The 19,819-nt window shown below is 53.7% G+C and carries 16 protein-coding genes; 2 read left to right on the top strand and 14 right to left on the bottom strand.

The window, feature by feature from the left end:
• Positions 1–79: 79 nt before the first annotated feature.
• From tolA to mngA, 10 genes are all read right to left on the bottom strand, one after another.
• The gene (gene tolA, locus ACWWFX_RS11455) at positions 80–1,366 is read right to left on the bottom strand and encodes a cell envelope integrity protein TolA (RefSeq protein ID WP_276218327.1); all 1,287 of its coding nucleotides are present in this window, start codon (positions 1,364–1,366) and stop codon (positions 80–82) included.
• Between the two features lie 83 nt (positions 1,367–1,449).
• Positions 1,450–1,878, bottom strand: coding sequence for a colicin uptake protein TolR (tolR, locus tag ACWWFX_RS11450; protein WP_015965300.1), 429 nt, complete (start codon positions 1,876–1,878; stop codon positions 1,450–1,452).
• A 3-nt stretch (positions 1,879–1,881) separates the two neighbouring features.
• The gene (gene tolQ, locus ACWWFX_RS11445; protein ID WP_015965301.1) at positions 1,882–2,574 is read right to left on the bottom strand and encodes a Tol-Pal system protein TolQ; all 693 of its coding nucleotides are present in this window, start codon (positions 2,572–2,574) and stop codon (positions 1,882–1,884) included.
• Positions 2,571–2,975 (bottom strand): tol-pal system-associated acyl-CoA thioesterase, encoded by a 405-nt coding sequence (gene ybgC, locus ACWWFX_RS11440; protein WP_276218331.1) that lies wholly within the window; start codon positions 2,973–2,975, stop codon positions 2,571–2,573. The genes tolQ and ybgC overlap by 4 nt, the downstream gene beginning before the upstream one ends.
• 148 nt (positions 2,976–3,123) lie before the next feature.
• Complete coding sequence (gene ybgE / locus ACWWFX_RS11435; RefSeq protein ID WP_108473870.1) at positions 3,124–3,414, bottom strand: cyd operon protein YbgE; 291 nt, start codon at positions 3,412–3,414, stop codon at positions 3,124–3,126.
• Positions 3,415–3,416: 2 nt separating this feature from the next.
• A complete protein-coding gene (gene cydX / locus ACWWFX_RS11430; protein WP_015965304.1) occupies positions 3,417–3,527 on the bottom strand; it encodes a cytochrome bd-I oxidase subunit CydX in 111 nt (36 codons plus the stop codon).
• 14 nt (positions 3,528–3,541) lie between these two features.
• On the bottom strand, positions 3,542–4,681 hold the full coding sequence (gene cydB, locus ACWWFX_RS11425; protein WP_473223833.1) for a cytochrome d ubiquinol oxidase subunit II: 1,140 nt from the start codon (positions 4,679–4,681) through the stop codon (positions 3,542–3,544).
• A gap of 15 nt (positions 4,682–4,696) precedes the next feature.
• Entirely contained in the window at positions 4,697–6,265 is a 1,569-nt protein-coding gene (gene cydA / locus ACWWFX_RS11420; protein WP_149464558.1) for a cytochrome ubiquinol oxidase subunit I, read from the bottom strand.
• A gap of 679 nt (positions 6,266–6,944) precedes the next feature.
• Positions 6,945–9,587: a mannosylglycerate hydrolase gene (gene mngB / locus ACWWFX_RS11415; RefSeq protein WP_473223832.1), complete on the bottom strand. Its 2,643-nt coding sequence runs from the start codon at positions 9,585–9,587 to the stop codon at positions 6,945–6,947.
• Positions 9,588–9,613: 26 nt separating this feature from the next.
• Positions 9,614–11,527 (bottom strand): PTS 2-O-a-mannosyl-D-glycerate transporter subunit IIABC, encoded by a 1,914-nt coding sequence (gene mngA / locus ACWWFX_RS11410; protein WP_473223859.1) that lies wholly within the window; start codon positions 11,525–11,527, stop codon positions 9,614–9,616.
• 203 nt (positions 11,528–11,730) lie between these two features.
• On the opposite strand from mngA, the gene ACWWFX_RS11405 reads away from it, so the two are divergent.
• The gene (locus tag ACWWFX_RS11405) at positions 11,731–12,447 is read left to right on the top strand and encodes a GntR family transcriptional regulator (RefSeq protein ID WP_473223831.1); all 717 of its coding nucleotides are present in this window, start codon (positions 11,731–11,733) and stop codon (positions 12,445–12,447) included.
• 196 nt (positions 12,448–12,643) lie between these two features.
• A complete protein-coding gene (locus tag ACWWFX_RS11400; protein ID WP_473223830.1) occupies positions 12,644–13,417 on the top strand; it encodes a hypothetical protein in 774 nt (257 codons plus the stop codon).
• 98 nt (positions 13,418–13,515) lie between these two features.
• On the opposite strand, the gene sucD is transcribed toward ACWWFX_RS11400, so the two are convergent.
• The 4 genes from sucD to sucA all read right to left on the bottom strand — a co-directional run bounded on the left by sucD (position 13,516) and on the right by sucA (position 19,721).
• The gene (gene sucD / locus ACWWFX_RS11395) at positions 13,516–14,385 is read right to left on the bottom strand and encodes a succinate--CoA ligase subunit alpha (protein ID WP_276218338.1); all 870 of its coding nucleotides are present in this window, start codon (positions 14,383–14,385) and stop codon (positions 13,516–13,518) included.
• Entirely contained in the window at positions 14,385–15,551 is a 1,167-nt protein-coding gene (gene sucC / locus ACWWFX_RS11390; RefSeq protein ID WP_015965313.1) for an ADP-forming succinate--CoA ligase subunit beta, read from the bottom strand. The genes sucD and sucC overlap by 1 nt, the downstream gene beginning before the upstream one ends.
• A gap of 133 nt (positions 15,552–15,684) precedes the next feature.
• Positions 15,685–16,905: a 2-oxoglutarate dehydrogenase complex dihydrolipoyllysine-residue succinyltransferase gene (gene odhB / locus ACWWFX_RS11385; protein ID WP_456147428.1), complete on the bottom strand. Its 1,221-nt coding sequence runs from the start codon at positions 16,903–16,905 to the stop codon at positions 15,685–15,687.
• A 14-nt stretch (positions 16,906–16,919) separates the two neighbouring features.
• On the bottom strand, positions 16,920–19,721 hold the full coding sequence (sucA, locus tag ACWWFX_RS11380; RefSeq protein WP_276218343.1) for a 2-oxoglutarate dehydrogenase E1 component: 2,802 nt from the start codon (positions 19,719–19,721) through the stop codon (positions 16,920–16,922).
• Positions 19,722–19,819 lie beyond the last annotated feature (98 nt).

The following is a 19,819-nucleotide window of genomic DNA, read 5'->3' as shown; positions in this document are numbered from 1 at the left end:
AAACTCAAATACACAAAACTACCAAAACCCTGCGACCGCGCTGCCTTTATTTTCCCCATTTACATGGGGAAAATATAACTTAAGGTTTGAAGTCCAGTGGTGCATTTTTGAACGTTTCCCATACAGCCTGTGAAGGCGGTTTGGGGAATTTGGTCATCCGACTGGTTGCTGACAGCATCTGCTGACAAAACGCCGGATCGCCGCCTTCCTGTTTAACGGTCAATACAGTTCCATCCTGCGCCAGGTTTACACGTAGCGTACAGGTTTTACCTTTGTAGGTATCCCAGTCATAGAGATGCCCACGGATCGCGGCCTGAACCTGTGCGATATAGGACGCGATTTCTGCCTGAGACGCACCACCCTGCCCCGGCTTATTACCTTTAGCAGGAGATGAGCCCCCAGCGGTACCACTGGTGTTACCTTTCGGCGCATTCTTACCTGAGCTGAGATCGCCCAGCAGGTCGTCAACGCCGGATGCGGCAGCGGCTTTATCTGCTGCTGCTTTCTTCGCCGCAGCCGCTTTGTCGGCAGCTGCTTTATCCGCTGCTGCTTTCTTCGCTGCAGCGGCTTTATCGGCAGCCGCTTTTTCTGCTGCTGCTTTCTTATCAGCAGCCGCTTTCTCAGCCGCAGCTTTCTTGTCTGCTGCCGCTTTCTCGGCGGCGGCAGCTTTTTCCGCTGCTGCTTTTTCAGCGGCAGCGGCTTTCTTATCAGCCTCTGCTTGCGCTTTCTTCGCAGCCTCGGCTTCGGCTTTTTTCGCCGCTTCAGCTGCCGCTTTCGCCGCTTCTGCTTCGGCTACTTTTTTCGCGGCCGCCGCCGCTTTGGCCGCTTCCGCTTCTGCCGCTTTCTTCGCATCAGCAGCCGCTTTTTTCGCAGCTTCTGCTTCGGCTTGTTTCTGTGCGTCAGCCGCTGCTTTGGCCGCATCGGCTTGCGCTTTCTTCGCGGCATCGGCTGCCGCTTTCGCGGCTTCTTCAGCCTGTTTCTGCGCGTCAGCTTCGGCTTTCTTCGCCGCTTCGGCTGCTTCTTTTGCTGCCTCTTTCGCCTGAGCGTCTGCTTTTTCTTTCGCTTCAGCCGCTGCTTTTTCGGCAGCTTCTTTGGCTTCTTTTTCTTTTTGCTGCTGCGCTTTCTTCGCGGCGTTATCGGCCTGCTGTTTAGCGCTGGATTTCTGCTGCTTCTGGTAATTTTCAACCACGGCACCGGGGTCGACCATCACAGCATCGATGGCCGAACCACCGCCGCCACCGGCCGCAGCATCCATGTGCTCATCGAACGAACTCCAGATGAGTGCTGCAAACAGGATAACGTGCAGCACTGCTGAAATAATTATCGCTCGTTTAAGCTTGTCGTTTTGTTCGGTTGCCTTTGACACTCTCGGTTCCCAAAAACTGCTCGCCCGTCAGCCTGTAAGCGTTGCCAATATGCATGCAACGCTTACAGACCACACGCCGAGGGTTAGATCGGCTGGGTCATTAACCCGACAGATTTAACACCGGCGCTGTGTAACAGGTTTAGCGCTTTAATTATTTCATCGTAAGGCACGTCTTTCGCGCCCCCAATTAAGAAGACCGTTTTCGGATTGGCCTGCAGGCGGCTTTTCGCTTCAGCGATAACCTGCTCTGGCGGCAGTTGATCGGAGCGATCCTTTTCAACCACCACGCTGTACTGCCCAACACCCGAAACTTCGATGATCACCGGCGGATCATCGTTGCTGCTAACGGCCTGCGATTCGGTTGCATCCGGCAGATCAACCTCCACGCTCTGTGTGATGATCGGCGCCGTCGCCATAAAGATCAGCAACAGCACCAACAACACATCCAGCAGCGGAACGATGTTAATTTCGGACTTCAGTTCGCGACGTCCGCGTCCACGTGCTCTGGCCATGGCTTACCCCTTGTTGCTCTCGCTAACGGTAAACGCCTGACGGTGCAGAATGGCGGTGAACTCTTCCATAAAGTTGTCGTAGTTCAGCTCCAGTTTGTTGACGCGCTGGTTCAGACGGTTGTAAGCCATAACCGCCGGGATTGCGGCAAACAGACCGATAGCCGTGGCGATCAACGCTTCTGCGATACCCGGCGCAACCATTTGCAGCGTCGCCTGTTTCACCGCGCCCAGCGCGATAAAGGCGTGCATGATCCCCCAAACGGTACCGAACAGACCGATATACGGGCTGATGGAACCGACGGTGCCGAGGAACGGAATATGCGTTTCCAGCGTTTCCAGTTCGCGGTTCATGGAGATACGCATCGCACGCGACGCCCCTTCAACCACGGCTTCCGGCGCATGACTGTTTGCACGGTGCAGACGGGCAAACTCTTTGAACCCGCTGTAGAAGATTTGTTCCGAACCGGCCAGACTATCGCGGCGTCCCTGACTCTCCTGATAAAGGCGAGAAAGTTCGATTCCGGACCAGAATTTATCCTCAAACGTTTCAGCTTCACGCGCTGCCGCGTTAAGAATACGGGTCCGCTGGATGATGATGGCCCAGGATGCGATTGAAAAACCAATCAAAATCAACATGATAAGTTTAACCAGAAGGCTAGCCTTCAGGAACAAATCAAGGATATTCATGTCAGTCACTGCTTAAACTCCGCGACAATAGACTTGGGAAGCGCACGAGGCTTCATGATGAGTGGATCAACACAGACAATCAGTACTTCAGCTTCGTTCAGCACTTTATTCTCAGCGTTGACAATCCGCTGCGTGAACACGAGTGACGTGCCGCGCATTGATGTAATTTCCGTCTGGACTTCGAGCATATCGTCGAGCCTTGCCGGCGCAAAATACTCCAGCGTCATTTTACGCACCACAAACGCGACGCGCTCTTCCAGCAACACTTGTTGGCTGAAATGATGATGACGCAGCATCTCTGTGCGTGCTCTCTCATAGAAAGCGACATAGCTGGCGTGATAAACCACACCACCGGCGTCGGTGTCTTCGTAATAAACACGAACCGGCCATCGAAACAGCGTTGTATTCACTTTACATCCCGGTAATGCAAAAAATTTTGAGCTTTTGAACTTCGCTACTATACGCGCGGTAATCGTGGTTTGGAATGGGGAGAGGTAAACGGAGAGTAAATTTTTATGGGCTATTGCAAGCCCATAAATATTTGCGGATGTTTCCTGGTTACAGGAAGAAAAAAATCAGACCTGCAAGAAGGACTAAATCGGCGATAAGCGGGCAGAAAATCCCTTGCCAGTGGAGCGCGCGAGGGCGGAAACCCACGCCATGAATGACGCCTGCACACACAGCCCACATCAGCAGAAAACCGTGCCAGATTTCAAGCTCGCTGGTCTTCGCCGCGAAACGCGTCGGGTCCCAGAAGATGCAACCTGCCAGCAGCAGGGCCATAACAAGGGAAAGCGCCCTCAGGGGGCGCTTATCCATTATCGCGTACAGCGTTGCGATAATTTTCATCACTATTTTTCTTCACCTGCTTTGGTCGCTTCGACGTGTTCCAGCGCCAGTGCAGTGATTATCCCAAAGGCACAGGCAAGAAGCGTTCCTAAAATCCATGCGAAATACCACATTTTAAGCTCCTTACTTAGTACAGAGAGTGGGTGTTGCGTTCAATGTCTTCTTTGGTGATACGACCAAACATTTTCCAGTAGCACCAGGTGGTGTACAGCAGAATGATAGGTACGAATACCGCAGCGACATAAGTCATCACGCTCAGCGTCAGCTGGCTGGACGTTGCATCCCACATGGTCAGGCTCGCGTTAAACATCGTGCTGGACGGCATGATGAACGGGAACATGGCGATACCGGCGGTCAGGATAATGCACGCCAGCGTCAGTGAGGAGAACAGGAACGCCCATGCACCTTTATCCAGACGTGTCATCAGGATAGTCAGCAGCGGAATCACCACACCCAGTACCGGAATCGCCCACAGCGCCGGCATGTTGTTAAAGTTGGTCATCCACGCGCCCGCTTCATGTGCGACTTCTTTGGTCAGCGGGTTAGAGGCAGCGGTGTGATCCATTACCGATTTCACCACATAGCCGTCAATGCCGTAGTAGACCCAAACGCCTGCCAGCGCGAAGCACACCAGCGTCACCAGCGCCGCCACCTGAGAGGTGGTGCGGGTACGCAGATGCAGTTCACCCACCGTACGCATTTGCAGGTAGGTTGCGCCCTGCGTCAGGATCATCCCTACGCTCACCACACCTGCCAGCAGACCAAACGGGTTCAGCAGCTGGAAGAAGTTACCGGTGTAGTAAAGACGCAGATACTCATCAACATGGAACGGTACGCCCTGCAGCAGGTTACCGAACGCCACGCCAATCACCAGCGGTGGAACGAAGCTACCCACAAAGATGCCCCAGTCCCACATGTTGCGCCAGCGGGTGTCTTCAATTTTCGAACGGTAGTCGAAGCCCACCGGACGGAAGAATAAAGACGCCAGCACCAGAATCATCGCGACATAGAAGCCGGAGAACGCAGCGGCATACACCATCGGCCAGGCAGCAAACAGCGCGCCGCCGGCAGTGATGAGCCATACCTGGTTTCCGTCCCAGTGTGGCGCGATAGAGTTGATCATGATTCGACGCTCGGTGTCATTACGACCGAGGAAACGGGTGAGCATGCCCACCCCCATGTCGAAGCCGTCAGCGACTGCGAAACCAATCAGCAAGATGCCGATTAGCAGCCACCAGATAAAACGCAATACTTCATAATCGATCATTTGACGACTCCTGTCTTAGCGTGCCGGCTGAGTAGTCGCAGAGGACTGCTCAAAGTGATAGCGACCGGTTTTCAGGCTGCTTGGCCCTTTGCGTGCGAACTTGAACATCAGGAACAGTTCGGCCACCAGGAACAGCGTGTAAAGACCGCAAATCAGCACCATTGAGAAGATAAGATCGCCTGCTGTCAGCGAAGAGTTCGCCACAGCGGTTGGCAATACTTCACCAATTGCCCACGGTTGACGGCCATACTCGGCGACAAACCAGCCCGCTTCCACAGCAATCCATGGCAGCGGTAAGCCGTAGAACGCCGCGCGCAGCAGCCATTTTTTCTCACCGATACGGTTACGAATAACGGTCCAGAAGGAGGCGCCGATAATCAGCAGCATCAGCACACCGCACGCCACCATGATACGGAAGGCAAAATAGAGCGGCGCGACACGTGGGATAGAGTCTTTGGTCGCTTTGGCAATCTGCTCTTCCGTCGCATCCGCCACGTTCGGCGTGTAGCGTTTCAGCAACAGGCCATAGCCCAGATCTTTCTTCACATCGTTAAACTGCTCACGCACAGCCGGATCGGTCGCGCCGGAACGCAACTGTTCGAGCAGCGAGTAAGCTTTCATCCCGTTACGGATACGCTCTTCGTGCTGCACCATCAAATCTTTCAGACCGGTAACCTGTTTATCAACAGAACGGGTCGCAATGATGCCCAGTGCGTAAGGGATTTGAATAGAAAGGTGGTTTTCCTGCTTATCCTGATCAGGAATACCAAACAGCGTGAACGACGCCGGCGCAGGCTGGGTTTCCCATTCTGCTTCGATGGCTGCCAGTTTGGTTTTCTGCACGTCGCCCATTTCGTAGCCGGATTCATCACCCAGAACGATAACGGAAAGAATCGCCGCCATACCGAAGCTTGCTGCGATAGCAAAGGAACGTTTAGCGAACGCGAAGTCACGGCCTTTGAGCATGTACCAGGAACTGATAGCGAGCACGAACATCGCGCCGGTGACGTAACCTGAAGCCACGGTGTGAACGAATTTCACCTGGGCTACCGGGTTCAGTACCAGCTCGGAGAAGCTCACCATCTCCATACGCATGGTTTCAAAGTTGAAGTCGGAAGCGATTGGGTTTTGCATCCAACCGTTTGCCACCAGGATCCACAGTGCGGACAGGTTTGAGCCCAGCGCAACCAGCCAGGTCACCGCCATGTGCTGCACTTTACCCAGGCGATCCCAACCGAAGAAGAACAGACCTACAAAGGTGGATTCGAGGAAGAAGGCCATCAGACCTTCAATGGCCAGCGGCGCACCGAAGATATCGCCCACGTAGTGGGAGTAGTAAGACCAGTTAGTCCCGAACTGGAACTCCATGGTCAGGCCGGTGGCCACGCCCAGTGCGAAGTTGATACCAAACAACTTGCCCCAGAACTTGGTCATATCTTTATAAATCTGTTTGCCGGAAAGGACGTAAACCGTTTCCATGATGGCCAGCAGGAACGCCATACCGAGCGTCAGTGGCACAAAAAGGAAGTGGTACATCGCGGTCAAGGCAAACTGTAAGCGCGACAGTTCGACTATATCTAACATCATGACTCCTTGCTCATCGCATGAAGACTCCGAGAATGAACCTGCGGACAGGGTTCATACACATGCCCCAATACAAATTTATTTGCGCCCTCCCCCACTCCTGACCGTTCGCGTTAGCCGATATCAGTCGTGAGCAAAGGTTACAAATACGTTAAAAAACAACTCAATTGATCCCTAAAATATATTACTCTGTAATATCCTTACAATAAACAGGTTTTTATTGTATTAGATTTACGATTTTCGACGGTGATCAATTTATAGCTAATCAGGCGGGTTGCAGCCACTTTGATCCAGGACAATTTAACTACTTTTATGGTGCATATCCAGTATTTACGTATTGATATAAATCAATTTTATCTATTTTTGTTAATAATGTTTTTATTAGATGTGATCAGTGAAATGAATGTTACATGTATGTTTAAAAATTATCTCAGAGAATTTTCATGAAGGGATAATGCGAAAAAAGAGACGAGAGTTTTTAACCGAAGAAGGAATTTAAAGAATGAAGTTATGCAGAATAGTTAATGTTAGCCGACTCACAGTATTTTGCCAGGAAACCTGAATCCTTTTTGAATAATTACATTTTATTCACTTGAAATGCAGACAAAATTAACACCATCACTTAATTATTCAAAAAAGAGGCAAAAACGGCCAGACCGGCTTTTGCCTCTCTACGGACTTATTTTACGCGCGCGATGCTAAAGGTGCGCGACTGACAAGGGCGGAAACGCACCGACTCGTGACAAATATCCCTCCCCTCTGCACCGGAACGTGGTCGTTCATCCATCCCCGTTTCAACGCTCTGCACCTGATGTTGATTGAACGTAATCTGCGCGTCCGAGCACTCCGTCGCCGACGGGTTATAGAGCCGAACAATCAGTTCAGGCCTGTCTTCTGCTTTCTTCAGCGCGCTGAGCGCACAGCCGACGGACGAGAGTGTGAGAAGGCTAAAGTGTTCCGGCACGGTTATGGCCGCGCGATTAAGCTTCATCGCATCCCAGGGAATTTTGTTATAGCACTGAACGGGCGTGAGCCAGCTTCGCGCCTGTTGCGCCACGCCCGTATTCAGCGGCGTTCCGCTAAACGGCCACAGGCTAAAGCGGCAGTGCAGCGTGCCGCGTAGCTGCGAATTCGGTACCGCCATTTTGATTCCCGAAGGACGACCGGGCCGCAGGAGCAGATCCTCTTTTCCCAGAAGCCCTACTCCACGCAACAGCGTTAACGCGAACGCGCTGTTATCTTCACCGATGATTTCCACCTCCCGCAGCCCTTCACTGAAGAGCGCTATACCGTTAACCCCATGCTGTAACGCCGCGTAATTAAGGAAATTCCACACCGGTACCGGAGCTTCTTTCCAGCCTTCCTGTTCCCACCCGTTCATGGCTTCATCCTTAACCGGGCGCATCATCGAACCAAACTGGGTGTCGGTCAGCACCGTTTGCGCGCGATACGGCACGGGCAGGCGAACGCGTAAACGATGATCGTCGGCCTGATTAACGACCTGCACGTCAAAATCAATCCGCTTACTGTTGTCGCTCAGTGTAATGGTGGTTTCGATTGCAACATGCCCGTTACGCTTGCGGGCGGCGCGCTCGGCCAGATTGAGTGGAACGGTCAGGGTACTGCGTAAAATCGCTTTGCTGCGCCAGCCTTCCTTCACGATCTCTACGTCATGTGGATAGGCAGCAGACGTTAATATCCAGTCCTCTCTCGGCGGAGAATAGTCATATTCATCGCCGTCATCACCGCTCTCTTCGAACTCCAGCGCCCGGTTGTAGACCAACCCGCTCTCTTTATCCTCCATTCTGAGCGTACCGTCGGCGTTGAGCGAGATACGCCATGCTATATTTTCCAGCATCGAACTCGCCGTCGCAGAGACGTTTTTCACCTCGCCCGTTTCGCCTGCAATCACCCGCAGCGAGATGTACCCCATCGCCGGAAGCACCCGCCGCAGCTGGATGTCATACTCCATAAACGGTTCATAATTCCCGTAGTGGACAATTTGCCTGTCAATCAGGCCAGGGTCGATTTCACGGCTGGCGCGAATAAAATAGGGCACTGCGTCACCCTGCTCATCCACCAGCCGGAACTGGCTGGCGCGCAGACGAATCGTGGTGTCGATAACTTCATCGCGCGGCCACGGCATCAGGTTGAATAACCCCAGCCGGTCATGTTCACAGGCGGGCATATTGTCGATAACTTTACGCAGATAAAAGCGAATCAGGTTGTCGGCCATATCCTCCGCCAGCCAAAAACGCGCGGCAATCTCCTGATGAACTTTATCGCTACAGCAGCAGCCAATGCTGTCGTGGGCGTGATTTTTGAGGATCTCCTTCCACATTTTCTCCAGCAGACCATGGTGATAGTCAAAGCCCAGCGACCAGGCAATCGTGGCGAGCGGTTCGAGGATATTGACGATTTTGTTTTCAATTCGCGCATGCGCAATTTTGATATCCATGCGCGTCGAGCCAATGGTGCGATGCACGCGCATATATTTACCGTCGTTAAATTCACCAGTCAGCGTCGCCAGCTTCTCGCGCTGCGCTTCGATGCGTTCAAAAACCGTTTCAAAACGACTCATCACAAATTCACGTTGCGGATAGATTTCGCGCAGTTTGTCCATCACCGCAAAGATATTCTGCTGAAGCGGCATCTGATCGTGACCGTTAGGCAGCAAAATCTCTTTGGTGATTGAGGCGTTTTCCAGCACCGTAAAATAGCTATCCAGGCGCTTACGCAGCCCTGTTTCATCGTCAGGTAAGTACTTACCAATGGCGTAACCCAGCGGCAGCACCTGCGCCACCACTTCGCTGCCATCGGGGCTTTGCCAGAGAAACTCGGTTTTATCGCTGCCGTGGCGCTCAGAGCAGCCACGCCAGAACATTGCCCGCTTGATACCAAAACCGTTGTAGATATGCGGGAGCTGCCCGGACATGCCGAACGAATCGGGCAGATAACCCATTTTCATCGGCTCACCAAACGCCAGGCAGTCGCGCATCCCGTACATCAGGTTGCGCACGATGGATTCACCCGCGACAACGGTAGTATCGGTTTGCGTATACCAGGGGCCGATAATCAGTTTTCCTGCCTGAACCAGCGCTTTGACGCGCTCGTGGTTTTCCGGTACCACGGCGAAGTAATCTTCCAGGATCGCCGTCTGCCCATCCAGCACGTAATATTTATACTCGTCATCCTGCTCAAGCCGGGCCAGGATTTCCGCCATATTGTTAACCAGCAAAATCCGCGACTCTTCAGTGGTGAAGTACCACTCTCTGTCCCAGTGCATATGCGGCGTAATGTGAACGCGAGATACAGCTTTCATCTTCGTTTCCTGAATCATTCAAAAAGTTAGTCAATGATTTGTGTGTTGTAGGTTCCAGCCTGAATCGCCTGACGTCGCCACAGCACCAGAATGCAGGTAGAAATTGCGGTTCCTATCAACGCCGCACCGAACCAGCCGGCCGCGGCCATCACGCGCCCCAGCCCGCCATCCTGCAATAAAAAGAGAGAGAAGATGCCTGCGCCGGGCGTTTGCAGGCCAATATTCATCGCACCGACGATCGCACCCGTTACCATTGAACCGATCACAAATGAGCCGATCACCCGCAGCGGATCTTCAATAGCCATGGGGATCGCCCCTTCAGTGATCCCCGCGAGGCCCAGCAGCCAGGTGGATTTGCCCGTTTCGATCTCAAACGATTTGAACTGCCGTGGCGCAATCATCGTGGATGCGGTTACGGTAAACGCGGATACCATTTTGACGGAAGCGAAGATGGCGTACGGGCCGTACACGCCATTTGCCATCGCCCCGAGACAGAAGGCATAAGCGGCTTTATTCACCGGCCCGCCGAGGTCAAACGAACACATAAAGCCAATAATGGCGCCAAGCACCAGCGCATTACTGCCCGATAAACCATTCAACCAGGCCGTAAGGCTGTTGTTGATCCATGCCACGGGTTCACCGATAACAAACAACATCAGGCTTCCCGCAGTCAGTGTGCCAATGACCGGGTAGAGATAGAACGTCAGGAAACCGTTAAAGCGGCTGCTCAGGCGGATGTGATTTTTTACCCAACGCATCAGATACCCGGCGATCAAACCACCCGCTATCGCCCCTAAAAATCCTGAACCAATCATGTTGGCGGCAAGCCCTGCGGCAAATCCCGGTGCCAGCGCCGGTTTATCGGCCAGGGAATATGCAGTGTAGGCCGCCAGCACAGGCACCATCAGAATCCCGAGCATGCCCCCTCCGAGTTTACGGTAGAGCCATAGCCAGGAGTTTTCCTGCTCGAAAAGAGGCTGGAGATTAAACATTTGCGCCAGAAGAACCGCCACTGCCAGCACCGTTCCCCCCGCCACAATCAGCGGAACCGCGAAGGAAATACCGCTAAGCAGCGCCTGTTTGAGTTCCGCTTTGACACCGCGCGTTGTCGGCTGCTGCACTGCGCCTGTCCGCTTCTCATGAGTCGATTCCAGCGCCAGCGCCTGCTGAATCAGTTTTTCCGCATGCTTAATCGGCTCGGCAACCGGGACGCTTAACGAGGGAATTCCGCGAAAACGTTCAACATCTTTAATCGCGACTTCAGCAGCGAAAATCGCCGCCTGTGCCGTTGTCAGTTGCTCTGGCGTCAGTCGCCCTTCAATCCCGTTCGCGCCCTGCTTTTCAACCACCACGCGCACGCCAAGTTTATGCCCGGCCTTTTCCAGATATTCCGCCGCCATATAAGTGTGCGCAATACCCGCCGGGCAGGCCGTCACGCAGACCACCAGCGGCGCATCGGCAGAGAGCGATACATCATGCGCGACGGTGGAAATTGAAATAGAAGACAGCAGCGCCTCCGGCGTCGTTGCCGCCATTACCGCCGCACGGACGTCATCATCTGCAAGGCGGGAAGTCAGCTGCGTTAAGATGTGAATGTGGGTTGAACCCGCTTCTGCCTGGGGAATTGCCAGCAGAAAAATCAGGCTCACCGATTCAGGGCCATCAATGCCTTCCCACTGCAACGGTTCCGCCAGCGTGGCAACCGCAAACGCCGCCTCCTTGACGGCACTACTTTTGCCATGAGGAACTGCCAACCCTTCTCCTAACGCCGTTGGACCCAGCGATTCCCGATGAAATACTTCCTGTAAGTAAACCTCCGCGTCAGAAATTTTTCCCAGCGCAACCAGCCGCTGCGCCAGCTCGCGAATTGCCTCGTCGCGGCTGTTAAACCGCGCATTCAGGCAGACCGCGTCAGAGTGTGTCAACGCCATCAGATTCATCACGTTCCTTCCTGTGCCATAAATTCTGCGCACCGCTGCGCAGAAAACACGCATTTTGCCCAGGAAATTAATACCTTTATGTGATCACTTTCACTTCACAGGAATAATTTGTATTTAATTTGTATTGTTTACAATTTCCTGTAACCGCGCATAATCAGCCGGAGTCGTATTATTTTTCTGATACATCATTGTGCGGAATGATCATGAGTAAAAAACCCCTTTACCGTCAGATTGCCGATGCCATTCGCCAGCGAATTGAGCGCGGAGAGTTAAAAGCGGGAGATGCCCTGCCCACGGAAGCCGCTCTGCAGACAGAATATGGCGTCAGCCGGGTAACGGTGCGCCAGGCGCTAAAACAACTCACCGAGCAAAAGGTGATTGAGAGTATTCAGGGCAGCGGCAGCTACGTAAAAGAGGAACGGGTAAATTACGATATCTACCAGCTCACCAGCTTTTACGAGAAAATCGCTGACCGCCATGTGCAAACCCACAGTGAAGTACGCGTGTTCGAAGTGATTACCGCCGATGACAGCCTGAGAGAAAAACTTCAGCTTCAGACTGGCGAGAAAGTCTGGCACATCAAACGCGTGCGTTTTCTAAAACAAAAACCAATGGCGCTGGAAGAGACGTGGATGCCGCTATCGCTATTTCCCGATCTCACCTGGAGCGTAATGGAAGGGTCGAAGTACCATTTTATCGAAGAGACGAAAAAGCTGGTTATTGATCGCAGCGAACAGGAAGTGATCCCTATTCTTCCTGACGCAGAAACCATAGACGCTCTGGAACTCGCACCGGGTAAACCCATTCTGGAGAAAATCTCGCGCGGTTTTCTGAGCGATGGGCGGAGCTTCGAATACAGCCGCAATGCTTTTAAAAGCGACGATTACCGTTTTACGCTGGTTGCCCGTCGTCAGCATTAAACGATCTGCGGCTGGATAAATCAGTGCACTGAATAAATATCAGCCATATTATTACACAGAATTTATAGTAAATTCTTATTTTACAATGAATTACATCTTTCTCGTTTTCCCTGACTCACGGCTGTTTTTATAATCGCGCCGCGAACTGAGTGCAATTTATGCGCACTTACACAGGGAATTCAGGAAAGGATACGCTATGGTTCATGTAAAATATCTGCTGGCGCCCGCGTTACTGTGCTGCACGTTGCACGCCTGGGCCGAAGACACCGTCGATAAAGCCAACAACCCGCTACATCTGGCAACATCATTATCCGTTCAGGATTACTACACGCCTAACCTCTACGACAGCGATCAGCACACCAACGATACGCTACTGCGTGCCACCATGCCTGTTGCCGCAGGCGATCTCATTCCGGTGCCGCAAATTCTGCGCTTAACGGCGCCCATCGCCACGCGCCCGCAGGTTTCCGGTGGTTATGACACCGGGCTGGGTGATATCAACCTGTTCGATATTTTTCTGCTCAAGCAAAAAGGCGTGATGCTGGGCGTCGGGCCGCTGATTACCGCCAACACCGCATCGCGCGATGAACTGGGGACCGGGCAGTGGCAGACCGGGCTTGCGGCGGTCGCCGTCGATACATCGCCTAAATGGTTAAAAGTGGCGCTGGTGCAATGGCAAAAAAGTTTCGCCGGCGATGATGACCGTAGCCATGTTGAAACCGCCACCTTCCAGCCATTTGTTATCTACAAAATGTCAAAGGGCTGGTATATGCGCTCCAGCGGCATCTGGACATATAACGTCAAAAACGATGATTACTATGTTCCGGTGGGGTTGGGTGTGGGGCGTGCGATGCCGATTGGCGGATATATCGTTAACAGCTTTGTCGAACCGCAGTGGACCGTCGCGCACAGAGGGGATTATCAGCCGCAGTTCACGCTTTATGCGGGGTTCAGCGTGATGCTGAAATAAAAAAGGCCATCATACGATGGCCAACCATGTCGAAATCGAACATATAAGGCTCCCCTGCTCCATATTTCTCGAAGCTTACCGGGGAGCTGAGAGGATTTTTATCCCAGTACTACTTTCAGCGCTTCGCCGATATCGGCCAGACTGCGAACGGTACGAACGCCAGCCGCTTCCAGTGCAGCAAACTTCTCGTCTGCCGTACCTTTACCGCCCGCGATGATGGCGCCAGCGTGGCCCATACGTTTGCCTTTCGGCGCGGTAACGCCTGCGATATAGCCGACAACCGGTTTGGTGACGTGATCTTTAATGTACGCCGCCGCTTCTTCTTCCGCGCTACCGCCGATCTCACCGATCATGACGATCGCTTCAGTCTGCGGATCTTCCTGGAACATTTTCAGGATATCGATGAAGTTAGAACCCGGGATCGGGTCGCCGCCGATGCCCACACAGGTGGACTGGCCGAAGCCGTAGTCGGTGGTCTGTTTAACGGCTTCATAAGTCAGAGTACCAGAGCGGGAAACGATGCCCACTTTGCCCGGCTTATGGATATGGCCTGGCTGGATGCCGATTTTGCACGCGCCCGGGGTGATAACGCCTGGGCAGTTCGGGCCAATCATGCGCACGCCTGCTTCGTCCAGTTTTACCTTCACGGTCAGCATATCCAGCGTCGGGATACCTTCGGTGATGGTGATGATAAGCTTAATGCCTGCATCGATGGCTTCCAGGATGGAATCTTTGCAGAACGGTGCCGGAACGTAGATAACAGATGCCGTTGCACCGGTCGCGTCTACCGCTTCACGCACAGTGTTAAATACTGGCAGGCCCAGATGCGTGGTGCCGCCTTTGCCTGGCGTTACGCCGCCAACCATCTGCGTACCGTAAGCAATCGCCTGTTCGGAGTGGAAAGTACCCTGGCTACCGGTGAAGCCCTGACAGATAACCTTGGTGTTTTTATCAATTAAAATGGACATTATTTCCCCTCCACTGCTGCAACAACTTGCTCTGCTGCATCCGTCAGACCTTTCGCTGCAATAATATTCAGGCCACTATCAGCCAGTTTCTTCGCGCCGAGTTCGGCGTTGTTACCTTCCAGACGAACGACAACCGGTACGTTTACGCCAACTTCTTCTACCGCGCCGATAATGCCGTCAGCGATCAGGTCGCAACGGACGATACCGCCGAAGATGTTAACCAGAACAGCTTTCACTTTGTCATCGGAAAGGATGATTTTAAACGCTTCGGTCACGCGCTCTTTGGTTGCGCCGCCGCCAACATCGAGGAAGTTAGCCGGTTCGCCGCCGTGCAGTTTAACGATGTCCATGGTGCCCATTGCCAGGCCCGCGCCGTTAACCATGCAACCGATGTTACCGTCCAGCGCAACGTAGTTCAGTTCCCACTGTGCAGCCTGTGCTTCACGCGGATCTTCCTGAGACTGGTCGCGCATTTCGCGCAGGTCAGCCTGGCGGAACAGTGCGTTACCGTCAGCGCCCAGTTTACCGTCGAGGCAGATCAGGTCGCCCTGTTTGGTGATAACCAGCGGGTTGATTTCGATCAGCGCCAGGTCGCGCTCAAGGAAGATAGTCGCCAGACCCATGAAGATTTTGGTGAACTGCTGAACCTGCTTACCTTCCAGACCCAGTTTGAACGCCAGCTCACGACCCTGGTACGGCATCGGACCCGCCAGCGGATCCAGTGCTACTTTGTGGATCAGGTGCGGGGTTTCTTCCGCCACTTTCTCGATTTCCACGCCGCCTTCGGTAGACGCCATGAAGACCACGCGACGAGAGGAACGATCTACAACCGCGCCCAGATAGAGTTCTTTATCAATATCCGTCGCTGCTTCAACCAGAATCTGGTTAACCGGCTGACCGTGCGCATCCGTTTGGTAGGTCACCAGACGTTTACCCAGCCAGTGCTCAGCAAAAGCGCGAATCTCTTCTTTGCTCTTCACGACTTTCACACCGCCCGCTTTACCGCGGCCACCAGCGTGAACCTGACATTTTACTACCCACGGACCTGCACCGATTTTTGAAGCGGCTTCTTCTGCTTCACGCGGAGTAGTACAGGCATAACCCACCGGAGCCGGTAAGCCATAGCGGGCAAAAAGTTGTTTTGCCTGATATTCATGTAAGTTCATGTGTTCTATCCATCCTTCAGGTAATCATCGCCAGGCTATATTCATCCTGACTTTCTTTGTTTCGCCGGAGAGCTTAACGCCCTCCGGCCTACAGGTGATGCTCCTGTCCGGCGACGCGCGCCGGACAAAATGACTACACGTCCAGCAGCAGGCGAGTCGGGTCTTCCAGCAGCTCTTTAATCGCCACCAGGAAACCAACCGACTCACGGCCATCGATCAGACGGTGGTCGTAAGAGAGAGCCAGGTACATCATCGGCAGAATTTCTACCTTGCCATCCACGGCCATCGGGCGATCTTTAATGGCGTGCATGCCCAGGATAGCGCTCTGCGGCGGGTTGATGATAGGGGTAGACATCAGAGAACCGAAAACACCACCATTTGTAATGGTAAAGTTGCCGCCGGTAAGATCTTCTACTGTCAATTTGCCATCACGCCCTTTCAGCGCCAGCTCTTTAATGCGTTTTTCGATGTCAGCCATGCCCAGAGAATCAACATCACGCAGAACCGGGGTCACCAGGCCGCGCGGCGTAGACACTGCCATGCTCACGTCGAAGTAGTTGTGATAAACCACATCTTCGCCATCAATGGACGCGTTCACTTCCGGGTAGCGTTTCAGCGCTTCAACAACCGCTTTCACGTAGAAGGACATGAAGCCCAGACGGATGCCGTGACGCTTCTCAAACACTTCACCGTACTGCTTACGCAGATCCATAATCGGCTTCATGTTGACTTCGTTGAACGTGGTCAGCATGGCGGTGGAGTTTTTCGCTTCCAGCAGACGCTCTGCCACACGCTTACGCAGGCGAGTCATCGGGACGCGTTTTTCGCTACGGCCAGCCAGCGGTGCAACCGGCGCTGCAGCTGCGGCAGCGGCAGGCGCAGCCGCTTTAGCCGGGGCTTTCGCCAGATGTTTTTCTACGTCTTCACGGGTGATGCGACCACCGACACCCGTGCCTTTAATGGCGCTGGCTTCGAGGTTGTGTTCACCCAGCAGACGGCGAATCGCCGGGCTGAGCGCATCGTTGTTTTGCTCTTCCAGAGACGCCTGCTGACGCTGCGCCGGAGTAGAGTCTTTTGCTTCAGACTTGGCGCTGGTTTCTTTCCCACCGCTGTTGCCTTCACGCAGGCGACCCAGGATCTGACGAGACGTTACGGTCGTGCCTTCGTCTTCCAGAACTGCATCCAGAATGCCGTCTGCCGACGCCGGTACTTCCAGTACCACTTTGTCAGTTTCGATTTCTACCAGCACTTCATCACGAACAACCGCGTCGCCCGGTTTTTTATGCCAGGTTGCGACGGTGGCATCTGCTACGGATTCAGGCAGGTCAGGGACCAGAATATCTACGCTACTCATTGTGTATCCTTTAATTAATCGACGTTCAGCGCGTCATTGACCAGATCTTGTTGCTGTTTCTGGTGAACGGACATGTAACCTACCGCAGGTGAAGCGGAGGCCGGGCGACCTGCGTAACGCAGAGACGCTCCAAAGGGAATGACTTCACGGAAATGGTGCTGGCTACAGTACCAGGCGCCCTGGTTGAGCGGCTCTTCCTGACACCAGACAAAATCATGTACGTGAGCGAAAGGCTTGAGCGCTTCCTGCATCGCCTGATGCGGGAACGGATAGAGCTGTTCAATACGCACGATGGCGACATCTTTCTGCTCGTTCTTACGACGCTGCTCAAGCAGGTCGAAATAAACTTTACCCGAACAGAGCACGACGCGTTTCACCGCTTTCGGATCCAGTTCGTCGATTTCGCCAATCGCCGGCATAAAGGTGCCGTTTGCCAGTTCATCCAGGCTGGAGACCGCCAGCGGGTGGCGCAGCAGGGATTTCGGTGACATAACAACCAGCGGACGACGCATTCCGCGCAGCGCCTGACGACGCAGCATGTGATAAACCTGTGCCGGGGTAGTCGGTACGCAAACCTGCATGTTCTGTTCAGCACAAAGTTGCAGATAACGCTCCAGACGCGCGGAGGAGTGCTCCGGGCCCTGACCTTCATAACCATGCGGCAGCAGCATCACCAGGCCACACATACGGCCCCATTTCTGCTCGCCAGAGGAGATGAACTGGTCGATAACTACCTGCGCACCGTTAGCGAAGTCGCCAAACTGTGCTTCCCAGATGGTCAGCGTGCGCGGCTCTGCGGTGGCATAACCGTATTCAAACGCCAGCACCGCTTCTTCAGACAGCACGGAGTCCCAGACTTTGAACTCGCCCTGGCCGTTGTGTACGTGCTGCAACGGGGTATAAGTAGAGCCGTTCGCCTGGTTGTGAATAACCGCGTGGCGGTGGAAGAAGGTACCGCGACCGGAGTCTTCACCAGACAGACGCACGGAAACGCCTTCATCGACCAGCGTGGCGTAAGCCAGGTTTTCTGCGCCGCCCCAGTCAAACAGTTTCTCGCCTGCGGCCATGGACTGACGATCGCCATAAATCTTCGCCACGCGAGACTGCATTTCGACCGCATCCGGCACCGTACTGATACGGTTAGCCAGTTCCTGCAAGCGCTTCATCTCAACCTTGTTCGGATAGCTTTCATCCCACTCGTGGTTGAGGTACGGCGACCAGGTAAAGGAGTGCAGGTTCATCTGACGCCACTCTTTCACCACGCACTCGCCCGCGTCCAGCGCGTCACGGTACAGGTTGACCATTTCGGTGGCATCTTCCAGCGTCGCGACTTTCTGCTGCTCAAGTTTGTCAGCATAGATCTTACGCGGAGTCGGGTGTTTCTTGATTTTCTGATACATCAGCGGCTGGGTTGCGCTCGGCTCGTCGGCTTCGTTATGGCCGTGACGGCGGTAGCATACCAGGTCGATGAAGACATCACGTTTAAAGGTGTTACGGAAATCGAGCGCCAGACGGGTGACAAACGCAACCGCTTCCGGGTCATCCGCATTCACGTGGAAAATCGGCGCCATCACCATCTTACCGATATCGGTACAGTACGGTGTGGAACGCGCATCCAGCGGGTTAGAGGTGGTAAAGCCGACCTGGTTGTTAATCACGATGCGAACGGTACCGCCCACTTCGTAACCACGCGCTTTCGACATGTTCAGGGTTTCCTGAACCACGCCCTGCCCTGCAACCGCCGCATCACCGTGAATGGTGATTGGCAGAACCATGTTGCTGCTCGGGTTGTCCAGACGATCCAGACGCGCACGCACGGAGCCGATAACCACCGGGCTGACAATTTCCAGGTGCGACGGGTTGAACGCCAGCGCCAGGTGTACCAGGCCGCCGTCGGTTTCAAAGTCAGACGAGAAGCCCATGTGGTACTTCACGTCACCGGTGCCGAGGTGCTCTTTATGTTTGCCGGAGAACTCGTCAAACAGGTCCTGAGATTTTTTACCCAGCACGTTAATCAGTACGTTCAGACGACCGCGGTGCGCCATACCCAGCACCACTTCACGCGTACCGTTGTTACCCGCGTGACGAATCATCTCTTTTAACATTGGAACCAACGCATCGCCGCCTTCCAGCGAGAAGCGTTTCGCGCCCGGGAATTTCGCGCCCAGGTAGCGTTCCAGACCTTCCGCCGCGGTGAGTTCGCTCAGGAAGCGTTTTTTCTCTTCCGCCGTAAAGGTGGCATGCCCTGCCTCGAAGCGCTGCTGAATCCAGCGTTTTTCTTCGGTGCTGGTGATGTGCATATATTCCGCGCCGATGGAGCCGCAGTAGGTTTGCTTGAGGGCTTCAAGCAGATCGCCCAGCTTCATCGTCTCTTTGCCGATAGCAAATGAGCCTACGTTAAAGCTTTCCTGGAAATCGGCCTCGGTCAGATCGTGGAAAGACGGATCTAAGTCTGCCACTTTATCTTGCTGCCACAGTCCTAACGGGTCGAGATTGGCCTGTTGGTGACCACGGAAGCGATAAGCGTTAATGAGCTGCAGGACTTTAACCTGCTTCGCATTGGTGTCAGGGTCGGAAATCGAAGAAGAGTAACGTGAGGCATCCTTCGCCAGACGACGGAAATATTCACGCGTTGTGGAATGGAGTTGATCCGGTTTGACTCCGGTACCAGGTAACTGCTGGAACGTCGAACGCCAGTTAGCGTCTACCGAGTCAGGATCGGTTAAGAAGTCTTCATAGAGCTGTTCTATCCAGCTCTGGTTCGAGCCAGAGAGGTAAGAAGAGTCCAACCAGGCTTTCAAAGCGCTGTTCTGCATCGTGATCCCTTAAGCATTTTTATGCTTACTTCGCCGTGGATACTACCACGTACATTGGCTGTACGTGCCGGGGTTCACCTGCGAGCTCTTGTCTAAGT

It is taken from the genome of Pseudocitrobacter sp. 2023LY-00077 (genome assembly GCF_055796175.1).
The sequence above is the reverse complement of the archived record's forward strand: the minus strand, read 5'-3'. Positions and strand labels throughout refer to the sequence as shown.

Coding starts and splice junctions, on each gene's coding strand:
- mngA (WP_473223859.1), bottom strand. CDS start 11,527: ATGAATCTGATGGCGTTGACACACTCTGACGCGGTCTGCCTGAATGCG.
- mngB (WP_473223832.1), bottom strand. CDS start 9,587: ATGAAAGCTGTATCTCGCGTTCACATTACGCCGCATATGCACTGGGAC.
- sucD (WP_276218338.1), bottom strand. CDS start 14,385: ATGTCCATTTTAATTGATAAAAACACCAAGGTTATCTGTCAGGGCTTC.
- cydA (WP_149464558.1), bottom strand. CDS start 6,265: ATGTTAGATATAGTCGAACTGTCGCGCTTACAGTTTGCCTTGACCGCG.
- tolR (WP_015965300.1), bottom strand. CDS start 1,878: ATGGCCAGAGCACGTGGACGCGGACGTCGCGAACTGAAGTCCGAAATT.
- cydB (WP_473223833.1), bottom strand. CDS start 4,681: ATGATCGATTATGAAGTATTGCGTTTTATCTGGTGGCTGCTAATCGGC.
- ACWWFX_RS11405 (WP_473223831.1), top strand. CDS start 11,731: ATGAGTAAAAAACCCCTTTACCGTCAGATTGCCGATGCCATTCGCCAG.
- sucA (WP_276218343.1), bottom strand. CDS start 19,721: ATGCAGAACAGCGCTTTGAAAGCCTGGTTGGACTCTTCTTACCTCTCT.
- odhB (WP_456147428.1), bottom strand. CDS start 16,905: ATGAGTAGCGTAGATATTCTGGTCCCTGACCTGCCTGAATCCGTAGCA.
- cydX (WP_015965304.1), bottom strand. CDS start 3,527: ATGTGGTATTTCGCATGGATTTTAGGAACGCTTCTTGCCTGTGCCTTT.
- ACWWFX_RS11400 (WP_473223830.1), top strand. CDS start 12,644: ATGGTTCATGTAAAATATCTGCTGGCGCCCGCGTTACTGTGCTGCACG.
- ybgE (WP_108473870.1), bottom strand. CDS start 3,414: ATGAAAATTATCGCAACGCTGTACGCGATAATGGATAAGCGCCCCCTG.
- sucC (WP_015965313.1), bottom strand. CDS start 15,551: ATGAACTTACATGAATATCAGGCAAAACAACTTTTTGCCCGCTATGGC.